At 71.1% G+C, this 14,258-nt stretch carries 15 protein-coding genes; 12 read left to right on the top strand and 3 right to left on the bottom strand.

Annotated elements, in window-relative coordinates; translation table 11 throughout:
* Positions 1-238: 238 nt before the first annotated feature.
* Together ABD213_RS02675 and ABD213_RS02670 are read right to left on the bottom strand one after the other, a co-directional pair.
* The gene (locus ABD213_RS02675; protein WP_344323945.1) at positions 239-1,579 is read right to left on the bottom strand and encodes a serine hydrolase domain-containing protein; all 1,341 of its coding nucleotides are present in this window, start codon (positions 1,577-1,579) and stop codon (positions 239-241) included.
* A complete protein-coding gene (locus tag ABD213_RS02670; RefSeq protein WP_344323943.1) occupies positions 1,576-3,021 on the bottom strand; it encodes a leucyl aminopeptidase in 1,446 nt (481 codons plus the stop codon). Before ABD213_RS02670 ends, ABD213_RS02675 begins: the two co-directional genes overlap by 4 nt.
* Positions 3,022-3,064: 43 nt before the next feature.
* Between ABD213_RS02670 and gcvT the strand changes: the two genes are divergently transcribed.
* Together gcvT and ABD213_RS02660 are read left to right on the top strand one after the other, a co-directional pair.
* Positions 3,065-4,177, top strand: a complete 1,113-nt coding sequence (gene gcvT / locus ABD213_RS02665) for a glycine cleavage system aminomethyltransferase GcvT (protein ID WP_344323940.1) — start codon at positions 3,065-3,067, stop codon at positions 4,175-4,177.
* 19 nt (positions 4,178-4,196) lie between these two features.
* On the top strand, positions 4,197-4,391 hold the full coding sequence (locus ABD213_RS02660) for a hypothetical protein (RefSeq protein ID WP_344323938.1): 195 nt from the start codon (positions 4,197-4,199) through the stop codon (positions 4,389-4,391).
* Positions 4,392-4,401: 10 nt separating this feature from the next.
* Here ABD213_RS02660 and ABD213_RS02655 read toward each other — a convergent pair whose 3' ends face one another.
* On the bottom strand, positions 4,402-4,965 hold the full coding sequence (locus ABD213_RS02655) for a DUF3043 domain-containing protein (protein ID WP_344323936.1): 564 nt from the start codon (positions 4,963-4,965) through the stop codon (positions 4,402-4,404).
* 56 nt (positions 4,966-5,021) lie between these two features.
* Here ABD213_RS02655 and ABD213_RS02650 point away from each other — a divergent pair, with 56 nt between their 5' ends.
* The 10 genes from ABD213_RS02650 (at position 5,022) to ABD213_RS02605 (ending at position 14,215) form a co-directional block, all read left to right on the top strand.
* Positions 5,022-5,702, top strand: a complete 681-nt coding sequence (locus ABD213_RS02650) for a PspA/IM30 family protein (RefSeq protein ID WP_344323934.1) — start codon at positions 5,022-5,024, stop codon at positions 5,700-5,702.
* Positions 5,677-6,558: a zinc metalloprotease HtpX gene (gene htpX, locus ABD213_RS02645; protein ID WP_344323932.1), complete on the top strand. Its 882-nt coding sequence runs from the start codon at positions 5,677-5,679 to the stop codon at positions 6,556-6,558. The genes ABD213_RS02650 and htpX overlap by 26 nt, the downstream gene beginning before the upstream one ends.
* Entirely contained in the window at positions 6,555-7,133 is a 579-nt protein-coding gene (pspAB, locus tag ABD213_RS02640; protein WP_344323930.1) for a PspA-associated protein PspAB, read from the top strand. Before htpX ends, pspAB begins: the two co-directional genes overlap by 4 nt.
* Positions 7,134-7,157: 24 nt before the next feature.
* Positions 7,158-8,429 (top strand): aspartate aminotransferase type Ic, encoded by a 1,272-nt coding sequence (locus ABD213_RS02635; RefSeq protein ID WP_344323927.1) that lies wholly within the window; start codon positions 7,158-7,160, stop codon positions 8,427-8,429.
* Positions 8,430-8,448: 19 nt separating this feature from the next.
* Positions 8,449-9,552, top strand: a complete 1,104-nt coding sequence (locus ABD213_RS02630; protein WP_344323925.1) for a glycerate kinase — start codon at positions 8,449-8,451, stop codon at positions 9,550-9,552.
* A gap of 115 nt (positions 9,553-9,667) precedes the next feature.
* Positions 9,668-10,036 (top strand): HesB/IscA family protein, encoded by a 369-nt coding sequence (locus tag ABD213_RS02625; protein WP_344323923.1) that lies wholly within the window; start codon positions 9,668-9,670, stop codon positions 10,034-10,036.
* Between the two features lie 65 nt (positions 10,037-10,101).
* Positions 10,102-11,085, top strand: coding sequence for a carbohydrate kinase family protein (locus tag ABD213_RS02620; RefSeq protein WP_344323921.1), 984 nt, complete (start codon positions 10,102-10,104; stop codon positions 11,083-11,085).
* Positions 11,086-11,213: 128 nt separating this feature from the next.
* Positions 11,214-12,059, top strand: a complete 846-nt coding sequence (ctaC, locus tag ABD213_RS02615; protein WP_344323919.1) for an aa3-type cytochrome oxidase subunit II — start codon at positions 11,214-11,216, stop codon at positions 12,057-12,059.
* Positions 12,059-13,816, top strand: coding sequence for an aa3-type cytochrome oxidase subunit I (gene ctaD, locus ABD213_RS02610; RefSeq protein ID WP_344323917.1), 1,758 nt, complete (start codon positions 12,059-12,061; stop codon positions 13,814-13,816). Before ctaC ends, ctaD begins: the two co-directional genes overlap by 1 nt.
* A gap of 3 nt (positions 13,817-13,819) precedes the next feature.
* Entirely contained in the window at positions 13,820-14,215 is a 396-nt protein-coding gene (locus ABD213_RS02605; RefSeq protein WP_344323915.1) for a cytochrome c oxidase subunit 4, read from the top strand.
* Positions 14,216-14,258: the final 43 nt, after the last annotated feature.

The following is a 14,258-nucleotide window of genomic DNA, read 5'->3' as shown; positions in this document are numbered from 1 at the left end:
GGTGCGGTCGTCCTCGCCCTCGTCGTGGGCGAACTCGTCGTCGACGCAGTCCAGTCGGCCGGTCCGCCGACGCGCACGGGGTCGGCAGGGTCGGGAGGCCCGGACGTGGCGCGCTTGACACCGGCCACGACGAGCGCGAGCAGCTCGTCGGCCAGCGCGGGGGAGTCGCCGAACGGGCCGCGCGCCGGTTCCTCGCCGACGTGCTCGGGACGAGCTCGCGTGTAGTCGTGCCACAGGCTCACGACCAGCCGCCGTCCGTGCCGCCCGGGACCTCGCCGGCGGGGTCGTAGGGCGTCCGCGTGAAGACGAAGGACGCCAGCTCCAGGCGCCGTGCGACGCCCGCACCGTCGCGGTGGACCACGAGGCGCTCCCCGCTGTAGTAGCCCTCCAGCCCCCGCCAGGCGTCGCCGTCGCGCTCGAACCGGGCGCCGCGACCGACACCCGGCTCGCCGAGCACGAGGTGCTCGCCGCGTCGGGTGAGCGGGAAGCGCGCGGTGCCCCAGAACCAGTCCCCGAGCAGGTCGAGGTCGTCCCGGTGGTCGCGCGAGGCCGTCCACGGTGTCACGGCCGCCGGCTCCCGCTCGGCGAGCAGCGCGAGGAGGTCGGCCGCGAGCGGACCCAGCCCGGAGGTCGCGTTGGCGAGGACCACCACGCCGTCGCCGGACTCGACGTCGACCCGCAGCTGGGCCAGGAACCCGGGCATCGAGCCGCCGTGGCCGACGAAGCGTCGACCGTCCTTGACGCTGACCTGCCAGCCGAGGGCGTGGGCCGTGGTCCATGCGTTCGTGGGGTCGTCCCACAGGGCGACGGCGCGTTGCGACTCGGCGAGGGTCCCGGGGTCGATCACGTCCGCGGTGTGGCCGGCGGCGAAGGCCGCCCACCGGGACAGGTCGTCGACGCTCGACCACAGCTGACCGGCGGGAGCCATCGCGACCGCGTCGTGCTCCGGCTCGTCGTGCAGGACGTCGGCGAACGGGTGGACCGCCAGGCCGGGCGCCGTCGGCGACACCGGCCGTGGCGTCGTGCGGCGCATGTCGAGCGGCTCGAGGACCTCCGCCGCCACCACCTCCGCCCAGGGTGCCCCCCGCAGCCTCGCGACGAGCTCGCCGAGCACCCCGAAGCCCACGTTGGAGTAGTGGAACCGCGTGCCGGGCGCATGGAGCAGGCGGCACGAGGACCGCAGCGCCGACCAGTCGTCACCGGCCGTCCGCTCCCACCACGGACCGTCGGTCTCGGCCTGCAGACCCGACGTGTGGCTGAGCAGCTGGGCGACCGTGACGGGGAGGTCCAGGTCGGGCAGGTGGCGGTGGATCGGGTCGGCGAGACCGATCAGGCCCTCGTCCCTCAACCGCATGACCTGCACGGCGACGAACGTCTTCGTCAGCGAGCCGATCCGGTACTGCGTGTCCGTGTCGGCGACCGTGGACCCCGGCCGGCCGGACGGGTGGCCGACCGCCGCGGACCACACCCGTCGTCCGTCGCGCACCAGCGCCGCGGCCACCGACGGCAGCCGCCGCTCCGCCTGCTCCGCGGCGAGCCTGCGGTGCAGGACCTCCGCAGTGCCGGACGCGAGGCTCATGCGCCGGCGAGGTCCTCGGCCAGGCGGACGAGGGTGCGCACGGCAGCGCCCGTACCACCGGTCGGCGTGTAGTCGCGGACGCCTCCGTCGTTCCACGCCGGACCGGCGATGTCGAGGTGCGCCCACGCCTTCTCGCCGACGAACTCGCGCAGGAACGCAGCGGCGTAGAGCGTGCCGCCGTACGGCTTGGGATTGTGCTGGCGGACGTCGGCGATCGTCGAGGAGGTGACCGCCTTGCCGATCTCCTCGGGGATCGGCAGCGGCCACATCGGCTCGCCCGCGAGCTCGGCGGCACCGAGGACCCGCTCGCGCAGGTCGTCGTCGTTGCCGAGCACACCGGTCGTGCGCTCGCCGAGGGCGACCAGGCAGGCGCCCGTCAAGGTGGCGACGTCCACGACGTGGTCGGCGTCGGACTCCGCCGCGAGGGCCAGGCCGTCGCCGAGGACGAGGCGTCCCTCGGCGTCGGTGTTGTGGACCTCGACGGTGCGTCCGCCGCGCAACGTGAGGACGTCACCGGGGCGTGTGGCGGACCCGCTGGGCATGTTCTCGGCGAGGCAGGCCCACGCGGTGACGGCGACCGGGAGGCCCAGCTCGGCGATCGCGGTGGTCGCCGCGACGACGGCAGCCGCGCCGGCCATGTCCATCTTCATGGTCTGCATCCCGGGACCGGTCTTGATCGACAGTCCACCGGAGTCGAAGGTGATGCCCTTGCCCACGAGGGCCAGGTGCTGCGTCGCCCCGGCAGGGGAGTAGGTCATGCGCACCAGGCGGGGCGGCACCTCCGAACCCGCCGCGACGCCGAGGAGTCCGCCACAACCCTCCTTGGCGAGGCGCTTCTCGTCCCACACGCTGACGTCGACGCCCTTGGTGCCGAGACCGGCGATGGCGTCGGCGAACGCCGGCGGGCGCAGGTCGCCGGGCGCGGTGTTCACCCAGTCGCGGGCGGCGTTGACCGCTCGGGCGACGACGACGGCCCGCTCGGCCGCTGCCGTGGCGGTCGTCTGACGGCCGAACGGCGTCAGCACCTGGACGGACTCGATGTTCGTCCGCGAGTCGTCGTCGGACGTCTTGTACCGGTCGAAGCGATAGGCGCCGAGCCCCGCTCCCTCCGCGATCGCCCCGACCTCCTCGACCCCTGCCGGGTGGAGCGCCATCGCGACGCTGGACGCCTTGGCGGCGCTGGCCTTGCGCAGCCCGACCGCCGCGGCCCGGCGCAGCTGCTCGGCCGTCGGCTCGGCCGGCAGTCCCACCGCGACGACGGTGCGGACCTTGCCGAAGTCGCCGGCCGGGAACACGGCCGTCTCACCCTCCTTGCCGGTGAAGCCGACGGCGGCGAGAGCCTCGGAGACCTCGGCGCCGTCGTCGTCGGATCGCACCCCGAGGACGAGGGCGTCGGCGCGGACGGTGCTGGGCTTGGACGTGCTGACGGTGACCTCGAGCATGACCGCCACTGTAGTGGCGCACCCATGCCCTAGGTTGGGGGTCATGGACCTGCTGCACTCGCCGTTGCACGAGCGGCACCTGGCCCTCGGTGCCAAGATGGCGGAGTTCGGTGGGTGGTCGATGCCGCTGGAGTACCCCGGCGACGGCGGGGTCCTCGCCGAGCACGCCGCCGTGCGCGAACGGGTCGGCCTGTTCGACGTCAGCCACCTCGGCAAGGCGAGCGTCAAGGGCAGCGGCGCGATCGACTTCCTCAACGGTTGCCTCACCAACGACCTGCGTCGCATCGGTGCGGGGCAGGCGCAGTACACGCTGTGCTGCGACGCAGGCGGCGGCACGGTCGACGACCTCATCGCCTACGTCCGCAGCGAGTTCGAGGTCCTCCTCGTGCCCAACGCCGCCAACACCGCGGGCGTCGTGCAGCGGCTGCGTGCCGCGGCTCCCGCCGGCATCGAGGTGACCGACCGTCACCGCGAGTACGCCGTCCTGGCGTTGCAGGGTCCGTCCGCCGACGCCGTCCTGGCCGCCATGGACGTCGCCGTCGACCACGCCTACATGTCGTTCGTCGAGTCACGGGTCGCAGGCGTCGAGGCCATCGTGTGCCGCACCGGCTACACGGGCGAGCGCGGGTACGAGCTGATCGTGCGGGCGGAGGAGGCGGCGACGGTGTGGGACGCCGTGCTGGAGTCCGGTGCCGAGCACGGCATCCGGCCCTGCGGTCTCGGTGCCCGCGACACGTTGCGCACCGAGATGGGCTACCCGTTGCACGGGCACGAGCTCTCCGCGGAGATCAGTCCCGTCATGGCACGCGCGGCCTGGGCCGTGGGCTGGGACAAGGAGACCTTCTGGGGCAAGGAGGCCCTCGTCGCCCAGCGCGAGGCCAGGAGCGGCCCCCTGCTGCGCGGCATCCGGGCCGAGGGGCGCGGGATTCCCCGACCGGGCATGACCGTGCGGACCGTCGGTGCCGACGGCGAGACCGCCGAGGTGGTCGGCGAGGTCACCTCGGGGACCTTCTCGCCGACGCTGCGCGAGGGCATCGGTCTCGCGCTGCTGGACCGTTCGGTGCGCGAGGGCGACCAGGTCCTGGTCGAGGTGCGGCGCCGTCAGGAACCCTTCATCGTGGTGAGACCGCCGTTCGTGGACAACACGACCGCCTGAGCGAGACAGGGAGACGACGATGGCCTGGACCTGGACCTACGAGACCGCCGACGGACGCGAGACCGGGCGCTCCGCCGAGTTCGAGACCCGTTCGGACGCCGAGTCGTGGGTGGGCGAGGCGTTCGGCGAGCTGCTCGAGCAGGGCGTGGACCAGGTGCGGCTCTTCGACGGGTCCGACGAGGTCTACGGCCCGATGTCGCTGCACCCGGCCTGAGCCCTCTCGCTCAGTACCTCTCGCGAAGGGGCCCGCCGCGGGCGATCTGCACCTTCGGCAGACGGAAGCGACGCAGCTGCGTCGAGCGCAGGACGGCGTAGCCGGTCGTACCGCGCTTGGCGTCGTCGCCGAACCGGTCGCCGACGGCCTGCTTGACCGCCCGCACCATCCGGATCTCGTCGAAGATCGTCAGCAGCACAAGACCGAGCCAGGCCAGCACGATGAACGCGTCGACCTGCGGGTCCTGGATGACGGTGCTGTTGAGGAGGTTCAGGACGATGATGAGCAGCAGGATCGGGAGCAGGTACTCCGCGACGTTGAAGCGGCGGTCGACGACGTCGCGCACCAGCGCCTTGACCGGGCCACGGTCACGCGGCGGGAGGTAGGCGTCGTCGCTCCCGCCCGAGCGCAGGGCCTCCTGCGTCTTGCGCTTCTCGCGCATGCGCCGCTCGCGCTCGCGCATCATCTGCTCGCGGCGAGAGAGCGGCTGCTTCATCGCCTTCTTGCGAGCGAGCTCGGCCTCCTTGCGACTCGGGGTCGGCTTGCCCTTGGCGTTGCTGCTCTCCTCGCTCACGGGGGCAAGGGTACTAGGCAGCCGCCGGTCTCCCGCGGGCCCCGTATCCTGGCGACATGGGTATCGCCGCGCGCCTCAGAGCCGTGTTCCGGGCCGAGCGCGGCGCTCGCGCCCAGGCGAACCTCGCCGAGGACCTCGACGGCGTCTACCGGCGCCAGCTCGCGCAGCTGCAGCAGGTCCGCCGTGGCGTGGCCGACGTGACCACGAGCCGCAAGCGCGTCGAGGTCCGGCTGCGACAGATGCGGACGCAGGCCGATGCGCTCGACCAGCAGGCCGCCGACGCCGTCGCCCGCGGTGACGACGCCGCGGCGCGGACCGTGCTCGGGCGCAAGGTCACCCTCGAGGCGGGCATCGCCGACCTCCAGGAACGGCACGCCGCGCTCGCTGCCGAGGAGACGGCGCTCGGCGACGCCGCGACCTCCTTGGAGGACGCCATCGAGGACTTCCGCACGCGCAAGGACACCCTGCGCGCGCGGCATGCCGCGGCCACCGCCCGGGTGGAGGTCACCGGCGCCGGGAGCGGCATCACCTCCTCGATGAGCCAGGTCAACCAGCAGATGGCCGAGGCCGAGCGACACACGCGCGAGCTCGAGGCCCGTGCCGACGCCGTCGACGAGCTGGTCGCCGAGGGGATCATCGCCCGTCCGGGCGAGAGCATCGAGGACATCGAGAAGCGTCGCTTCGACGCCGAGCTGGACGGAGGGACCGACGATGGCCCGCACCAGATTTCGCAGTGACCGCGGCCTGAGCCTGCGGATGGGGGGAGTGGGACTCGGGCTCGGGCTGCTCTACGTCGTCTTCGGCGCCGTGCTGATCTCCGCCACGAACTTCGCCTTCGGGCTCGTCATCGTGCTCGCGATGTCGCTGGGGCAGTGGTACTTCTCCGACTCCCTCGCCCTGAAGTCCATGGGCGCCAAGGTCGTCACCCCCGAGCAGGCCCCCGAGCTGCACGCCATGATCGACCGGCTGTGCGTGCTGGCCGACATGCCCAAGCCCAAGGTGGCCGTCGCGCAGACGGACATGCCGAACGCCTTCGCCACCGGCCGCACCCCCAACCACTCCGCCGTGTGCGTCACGACGGGCATCATGAAGCGGCTCACCGCCGAGGAGCTGGAGGGCGTGCTGGCGCACGAGCTCGCCCACATCGCGAACCGCGACGTCTCGGTGATGACGGTCGCGTCGTCCATCGGTCTGCTCGCGGGCTTCATCACCCGGTGGGGCTTCTACCTCGGTGGGCGCAACCGCAACGGTGCGCCGTTCATCGTGGTCTTCCTCGTCAGCGTCGTCGTCTACTTCGTCAGCTACCTGCTCACGCGGGCCCTGTCGCGCTACCGCGAGCTCAGCGCCGACCGCAGCGGCGCCTACCTCACGGGACGACCCTCCCAGCTCGCCTCGGCCCTCACGAAGATCAGTGGCGAGATGAGCCGCATCCCCACCGACGACCTGCGCGACAAGCAGTCCATGAACGCGTTCTTCATCACCCCGGCGATCAACCGTCAGTCGATGGGCGCACTCATGTCCACCCATCCGCCGCTGGAGCAGCGGCTGCAGAACCTGGCGAAGGTCGGCGCCGAGCTGTCGGAGCCGATGTGAGCTGGCTCGACTCGCTGCTGGGGCGCACCAAGCCGCCCCAGGCCGACCTCGACGTCCTGTTCGGGCTCCCGCAGGCGGCCATCACGCTCCAGGCCGGTGGGTTCGCGGCCACCGGACAGGGGGCGGTGTGCTTCCGCGACGTCGACGGCACCCACGACGACGCCGTCGTCGACGGCGTCCTCGAGGTCATCGCCACGGACGTCACCGCGCGGACCACGCTCACGACCGACGCCCACGGCTACCGCTGGCTCACGGTCACGCGGCCCGGTCCGGACGTCACCGGGCTCGTGACCGACCTGCACGCCGCCAACTCCGCGCTCGCCGACGCCGGGTACGGGCCGTCGTTGCTGTGCTCGACGGTCCTTCTCGCCACGCCGGCCGGAGGTCCCGCCGCTCTCGTCTACCTGTTCAAGCAGGGCACCTTCTACCCGTTCGTCCCGCTCGCGGGTCAGCGCCGCGACAACGCTGCGGAGCTCCAGCTGCGCAGTCTCGCGGAGCGCGACGTGCCGATCGAGCAACGCCTCGAGCGCTGGCTCGCCCTGTGGGGAGCACCCGGGCTCGACACGGCCCGCTGACGACGCGGCCGATAGTCTGACGGCGTGAGCCTGCAGAGCCGAAGCGCCGACGAGATCCGCACCCTCCACGCCGAGATGGAGCAGGCCTACGCCGCGCTCCAGCAGGCGGGGCTGACGCTCGACCTCACGCGCGGCAAGCCCTCGCCGGACCAGCTCGACCTCGCCTCGGCGCTGCTCGAGGAGCCCGGCCAGGACTTCAGGGACTCCGCCGGGACCGACACCCGCAACTACGGGGGCCTGGTCGGCAACGCCGACCTGCGCGCCACCTTCGGTCCGCTCATGGGTGTCCCGCCCGAGCAGGTCGTCGCCGGTGACAACGCGAGCCTGGCGATCATGCACGACCTGGTGGTCTTCGGCCTGCTCAAGGGCGTCGTCGGGTCGCCCCGCCCGTGGGGCGAGGAGGACGAGGTCGTCTTCCTGTGCCCGGCGCCGGGTTACGACCGCCACTTCGCGATCTGCGAGCAGTACGGCATCACGATGCGAGCGATCGAGATGCACGACGACGGACCCGACGTCGAGGCCGTCCGGCGGGAGGTCGCCGACCCCGCCGTGAAGGGCATGTGGATCGTGCCCACCTACGCCAACCCGACGGGTGCGGTCGTGAGCGACGAGGTCGCCACGGCGCTCGCGCAGATGCCGACCGCCGCTCCCGACTTCCGGATCTTCTGGGACAACGCCTACGCCGTGCACCACCTCACCGAGGAGCGCACGCCCACCGCCGACATCCTCGGGCTGTGCGAGCGGGCCGGTCACGGCGACCGTCCGTTCGTCCTGGCGTCCACCTCCAAGATCACCTTCGCCGGGTCCGGGGTGAGCTTCTTCGGCGCGTCGGCCGACAACGTCGCCTGGTACACCGGCCTCATCGGCAAGCGCACGATCGGTCCGGACAAGGTGAACCACCTGCGCCACGCCCGGCTCCTCCCGGACGCCGAGGCCGTCCACGCCCACATGGACGGCCACCGCGCGATCCTGGCCCCGAAGTTCGCGGCGGTCCAGGAGATCTTGCAGGACCGGCTCGGGGGCCACGACGTCGCGACGTGGACGGACCCGGCCGGCGGCTACTTCGTGAGCCTCGACGTCCCGGACGGCACGGCCTCACGGGTCGTCGCCCTGGCCAAGGAGGCGGGCATCGCCCTGACCCCGGCGGGCGCCTCCTTCCCCCATGGGCACGACCCCCGGGACCGCAACATCCGGATCGCGCCGTCCTTCCCGAGCATGGCCGACCTCCGCGCGGCGATGGAGGGCCTGGCCACGTGCGTGCTGCTGGCGGCCACCGAGCAGCGGCTCGACGCCTGAGCCGGTCCAGGACCTGCCGATGAAGGTGCTCGTCGCGCCCGACGCGTTCTCCGGCACCCTGTCGGCCCCCGAGGCGGCGCGGGCGATCACCGCCGGCTGGCAGCGGACCTCGCCGGACGACGCCCTCGTGGCGATGCCGATGTCGGACGGCGGCCCGGGATTCACGCAGACCGTGCACGCCGTCCTGGGCGGGGAGGTGGACGTCCTGACGGTCCCCGACCTGGCGCGTCGAGCCGCGCCGGTGACGGTGCTCCGGTCGGGGCGCGCCGCCTACGTCGAGGCCGCCGAAGCCACCGGCCGTCAGCTCGCCGCCGCCGCGGATCCGTGGCGCTCGACCTCCGTCGGCGTGGGTCGTGCCGTCGACGCCGCGGTCTCCTCTGGTGCCTCGACGGTCGTCGTCGGTCTCGGTGGCACGGCGACGCTCGACGGGGGAGCGGGTCTGCTGGCCGGTCTCGGTGCCACCGCCGACGTCCCGCTCGACCAGGGACCCCGGTCCTTGCGGGGCATCGGCCGCATCGACCTGGAGCCCGTGCTCGACCGGCTCGAGGGGGTGCGACTCGTCGCGGCGGTCGACGTCGACCTGCCGCTGCTGGGGATGTTCGGCACCACGCGGGCCACCGGCGCGGACCTGGGGCTCGACGACGGTGACGTCGTGGAGGTCGACGGCGTCCTCGACGCCTGGGTCGACGTCCTGTGCGGGCCGAGTCCGTCTCAGCGACGGGTGGCCGACGCCAAGGGCGCCGGGGCTGGCGGCGGGCAGGCGCTGGCGCTGGCCCTGCTCGGCGCCGAGCTGCGACCGGGTGTCGAGCTCGTCGGTGACGTCGTCGGTCTCGACGCGGCCTGTGCGGCCCACGACCTGGTGGTCTCCGGCGAGGGCCGCTACGACCACACGTCGCGCGCCGGCAAGGTCGTGCACGGCGTCGCGGCCTGCGCAGCAGCACGGGCCCGACCCTGCATCGTGCTCGCCGGCGAGGTGACGGTCGGGTCTCGCGAGATGCGCGCGATGGGGGTCGAGTCCGCCTACGGGACCGTCGACCTCCTCGGTCGCGACCGAGCACTCCTCGACCCCGCGGCGGCCCTGGCCGACCTGGCCGAGCGGGTAGCGCGCACGTGGGCGCGGTGACACCGCGACGCGAGCGTGGGGTGGAACCGTTCGTCACGACACGTAGGATGGGAACAGACTCGCGCACGGGCACGTTGACGCCCGTGGACGTAACCCCCGAAGCGACGGAGAAGACATGAGCGTCGACAGCACCACCGAAGTCCAGACCGAGAAGCCGGCCGACGGCGTCACGCTCACGGGCGGTGCCGCCGAGAAGGTGCGCAGCCTGCTGGCGCAGGAAGGACGCGACGACCTCGCGCTGCGCATCGCCGTGCAGCCCGGTGGCTGCTCCGGCCTGCGCTACCAGCTCTTCTTCGACGAGCGCTCCCTCGACGGTGACGAGATCCGCGACTTCGACGGCGTGAACGTCGTCGTGGACCGGATGAGCCTTCCGTACCTGCACGGCGCGACGATCGACTTCGTCGACACCATCGAGAAGCAGGGCTTCACGATCGACAACCCCATGGCCACGGGATCGTGCGCCTGCGGTGACTCCTTCCACTGACCCCTGACGCTCGAGCGACGACGGCCTCCCGCCCCGGCGGGAGGCCGTCGTCTATCGTTCTGCGGGTGCACCTCGCCATCGCCGGGTCCGTCGCGACGGACCACCTGCAGATCTTCTCCGGCAAGTTCTCCGACTCCCTCGTGCCCGACCAGCTCGACAAGCTGGCCGTGTCGTTCCTGGTCGAGGACCTCGACGTGCGCCGGGGCGGTTGCGCGGCGAACATCAGCTTCGCGCTCGGGTCCCTGGGGCTCCGGCCCACGCTCGTCGCCTCCGTCGGCAGCGACTTCGCCGCCCAGGGCTACCGGACGTGGCTCGAGGACGCCGGCGTCGACTGCAGCCTCCTGCGCGTCTCGCCGACCCTCCACACGGCGCTGTGCACCATCACGACCGACGACGCCCACGCCCAGATCGTGACGTTCTACCCCGGTGCGATGTCGGAGGCTCGTCACATCGACGTCGCGGCGATCCACGCCGACCGTCCCATCGACATGCTGCTGATCGGCCCCGACGACCCCGCCGGCATGCAGCGTCACACGCGTACGGCCCGCGAGCAGGGGATCCCCTTCGCCGCCGACCCGTCGCAGCAGCTCGCGTGGGCCGACGGCGAGCTCATCGCCGACCTGATCGACGGCGCCGCCTACCTGTTCAGCAACGACTACGAGGCGGCCCTGATCGAGAAGAAGACCGGGTGGAGCTCCGCGGAGGTCCAGTCCCGGGTCGGCATCAGGGTCGTGACCCGCGGCAAGGGCGGGGTGTCGGTCTACCCCGCCGAGGGCGACCCCATCGAGGTGGCGGCCGTTCCCGACGTCGAGGCGGTCGACCCGACGGGCGTGGGCGACAGCTTCCGCGCCGGGTTCCTCGCCGGTGTCTCCGCCGGCCTCGGACTCGAGCGTGCCGCTCAGATCGGTTGCACGATCGCCGCCGGAGTCGTCGAGACCACGGGGACCCAGGAGTACACGCTCACGCGGGAGGGCTTCGTCGCCCGGATCCGCGGGGCCTACGGCGAGAGCGCGGCGCAGGATGTCGACGCAGCGCTGAGCCTGCCGTGACGACACCCCTTCAGGGGGCCGAGGCAAGGGTGCCCTCACCTGAGCCGAACGGCACGCCTCAAGATACAGTGACCTGGTCAACGGGCGGTGCTCCGGACAACGGATCGCCCAGAGAAGAAAGGCGCCTCGTGGGTCGCAGAAAGCTCGCGGTACTCCTTGCCGTGGCCGCCGTCGTGCTCAGCGCGTGCGGCAAGATGGACGACAGCCAGATCATGCGTCTCGCCCTGCCCCAGGCGGCGAGCGATCGCGGCGACGCGGTCTGGAACCTCTGGCTCGGCACCTGGATCGCCGTCCTGGTGATCTTCCTGCTCGTCTTCGGGCTGATCATGTACGCCGCGGTCCGCTACCGCCGTCGCAGCGACGACGAGATCCCCACGCAGGTGCGCTACAACCTGCCGATCGAGGCGCTGTACACGATCGCACCGATCGTCATCGTCGCCGTCTTCTTCTTCCACACCGTCACGGCGCAGAACGAGATCATCGCCGACGTCGAGAACCCCGACCACACCATCCAGGTCGTGGGCTCGAAGTGGCAGTGGACGTTCAACTACCTGGAGCCCGAGGCCACCAACGGCGAGCCCGTCTTCGACTTCGGCGACACCGAGAACCTGCCCGAGCTCACGCTCCCGGTCGGCGAGTCCGTCCGCTTCGAGCTGCGCAGCCCCGACGTGATCCACTCCTTCTGGATCCCGGAGTTCTACTTCAAGATGGACGTCGTGCCCGGCGAGGGCCCGCAGAAGAACCGCTTCGACATGACGCCGACGCGCGAGGGCACCTTCACCGGTCGGTGCGCCGAGCTGTGCGGGCTCTACCACAGCCGGATGATCTTCCGGGTCAACGTGGTCTCGCCCGAGGAGTACCAGGCCCACCTGCGCGACCTGCAGGCCCGCGGCCAGACCGGTTCGCCCGCAGGCCAGATCAGCGCGGACACCGTCGCCGGCCTCGGCGACAGCGAGAGTGGAGTTGAGGACTGATGGCGACCAGCACTGCCTTCGAGGAGTCGCGCACCGAGGCGACCCCCCGGTCGGACCGCTCGGCCTCCTTCGGCCAGCGCGCCGTGATCCTGCTGACGACGACCGATCACAAGGTGATCGGCAACATGTACCTGGTGACGTCGTTCTTCTTCTTCATCGTCGGCGGCATCCTGGCGCTCGCGATCCGCGCCCACCTCGCGCAGCCCGGTTCCTCGGTGCTGAGCGACGAGGCGTACAACCAGGCCTTCACGATGCACGGCACGATCATGCTGCTGCTGTTCGCGACGCCGCTGTTCTTCGGCTTTGCGAACGTGATCATGCCCCTGCAGATCGGCGCGCCCGACGTCGCCTTCCCGCGCCTGAACATGTTCAGCTACTGGCTGTACCTGTTCGGTGGCACGATCGTCGTCGCCGGGTTGTTCGTGCCCGGCGGTGCGGCGAGCTTCGGGTGGTTCGCGTACGCCCCGCTCTCGGACAGCGTCCACAGCCCCGGCATGGGCGGTGACCTGTGGGTCATGGGCCTGTGGCTCGCGGGCCTCGGCACGATCCTCGGTGCGGTCAACTTCATCACCACGATCTTCTGCATGCGCGTGCCCGGCATGACGATGTTCCGGATGCCGATCTTCGTCTGGAACACCCTGGTCACCAGCCTGCTGGTCATCATCGCGTTCCCGATCTTCGCCGCAGCGCTGTTGGCGCTCGCCGCGGACCGGATGCTCGGGGCCAACGTCTTCGACCCCGCCACCGGCGGACCGATCCTGTGGCAGCACCTGTTCTGGTTCTTCGGCCACCCGGAGGTCTACATCATCGCGCTGCCGTTCTTCGGCATCGTGACCGAGATCCTCCCGGTCTTCAGCCGCAAGCCCATCTTCGGCTACGTCGGCCTGGTGGCCGCCACACTGATGATCGCGGCGCTGTCGGTCGCGGTGTGGGCGCACCACATGTTCGTCACCGGCGCCGTCGACCTCGCGTTCTTCAGCTTCATGACGTTCCTCATCGCCATCCCGACAGGCGTGAAGTTCTTCAACTGGATCGGCACGATATGGGGTGGCAGCGTCTCCTTCGACACCCCGATGCTGTTCTCCCTCGGCTTCCTCGTCACCTTCCTCTTCGGTGGCCTGACGGGCGTCATCCTGGCCTCGCCGGCCCTGGACTTCCACCTCTCCGACAGCTACTTCGTCGTGGCCCACTTCCACTACGTCGTCTTCGGCACCGTCGTGTTCGCGATGTTCGCCGGCTTCTACTTCTGGTGGCCGAAGTTCACGGGCAAGATGCTCGACGAGAAGCTCGGCAAGATCCACTTCTGGCTGCTGTTCGTGGGCTTCCACATGACCTTCCTGGTGCAGCACTGGCTCGGCGTGGAGGGCATGCCGCGCCGTTACGCCGACTACCTGCCCACCGACGGCTTCACGACGCTCAACGAGATCTCCTCGATCGGTGCGTTCCTGCTCGGAGCATCGACCCTGCCGTTCTTCTACAACGTCTGGGTCTCGCGAACCAAGCCGCTCGTGCAGCTCGACGACCCGTGGGGCTGGGGCCGGTCCTTGGAGTGGGCGACCTCATCGCCGCCGCCGCGGCACAACTTCCACTCCCTGCCGCGCATCCGCTCCGAGAGCCCGGCGTTCGACCTGCACCACCCGGAGATCGCAGAGCTGGAGCTCATCCACAACCCCGACGAGGACTCGGTCTTCGCCGACGCGCCCGACGTGAACGGCAAGGCCGACGTCACCGGACACGACGAGACGAAGGATCGCTGATCGATGAAGGTCGAGTACTGGACCATCGCCTCCACGGGCATCTTCTTCGCCTTCATCGCCCCGGTCTACTGGTTCCTGACCGCCGACTGGACCGGGACGACGGCGCTGGTCATGACGTTCCTGCTGTGCGCACTGCTCGGCTTCTACCTCTACGTGGTCGCCAAGCAGATCGACGACCGTCCCGAGGACCGCAGCGACGGTGAGATCGCCGACGGTGCCGGCGAGCAGGGTTTCTTCCCGCCCTACAGCTGGTGGCCGCTCTACGCCGCGGGAACCCTCGCCACGATGGTGCTCGGCACCGTCATCGGGTGGTGGTTGTTCATCATCGGCGCAGTCTTCGGCACCGTCACCGTGCTGGGCTGGGTCTTCGAGTACTACCGGGGTGTGCACGCTCACTGACGGCACGGGTTCGGTCCGCGCGGTTCGATCACGTACCCTGATC

It is taken from the genome of Aeromicrobium halocynthiae (genome assembly GCF_039531385.1).
Lineage (GTDB): Bacteria > Actinomycetota > Actinomycetes > Propionibacteriales > Nocardioidaceae > Aeromicrobium > Aeromicrobium halocynthiae.
This window is presented reverse-complemented; position numbering and strand designations above follow the sequence as displayed.

What these genes read in the sequence shown, in the direction of transcription:
- ABD213_RS02630 (WP_344323925.1), top strand. Translation starts at nt 8,449, where the DNA reads ATGAAGGTGCTCGTCGCGCCCGACGCGTTCTCCGGCACCCTGTCGGCC.
- htpX (WP_344323932.1), top strand. Translation starts at nt 5,677, where the DNA reads ATGGCCCGCACCAGATTTCGCAGTGACCGCGGCCTGAGCCTGCGGATG.
- ABD213_RS02660 (WP_344323938.1), top strand. Translation starts at nt 4,197, where the DNA reads ATGGCCTGGACCTGGACCTACGAGACCGCCGACGGACGCGAGACCGGG.
- ctaD (WP_344323917.1), top strand. Translation starts at nt 12,059, where the DNA reads ATGGCGACCAGCACTGCCTTCGAGGAGTCGCGCACCGAGGCGACCCCC.
- ABD213_RS02670 (WP_344323943.1), bottom strand. Translation starts at nt 3,021, where the DNA reads ATGCTCGAGGTCACCGTCAGCACGTCCAAGCCCAGCACCGTCCGCGCC.
- ABD213_RS02675 (WP_344323945.1), bottom strand. Translation starts at nt 1,579, where the DNA reads ATGAGCCTCGCGTCCGGCACTGCGGAGGTCCTGCACCGCAGGCTCGCC.
- ABD213_RS02650 (WP_344323934.1), top strand. Translation starts at nt 5,022, where the DNA reads ATGGGTATCGCCGCGCGCCTCAGAGCCGTGTTCCGGGCCGAGCGCGGC.
- ABD213_RS02605 (WP_344323915.1), top strand. Translation starts at nt 13,820, where the DNA reads ATGAAGGTCGAGTACTGGACCATCGCCTCCACGGGCATCTTCTTCGCC.
- gcvT (WP_344323940.1), top strand. Translation starts at nt 3,065, where the DNA reads ATGGACCTGCTGCACTCGCCGTTGCACGAGCGGCACCTGGCCCTCGGT.
- ABD213_RS02625 (WP_344323923.1), top strand. Translation starts at nt 9,668, where the DNA reads ATGAGCGTCGACAGCACCACCGAAGTCCAGACCGAGAAGCCGGCCGAC.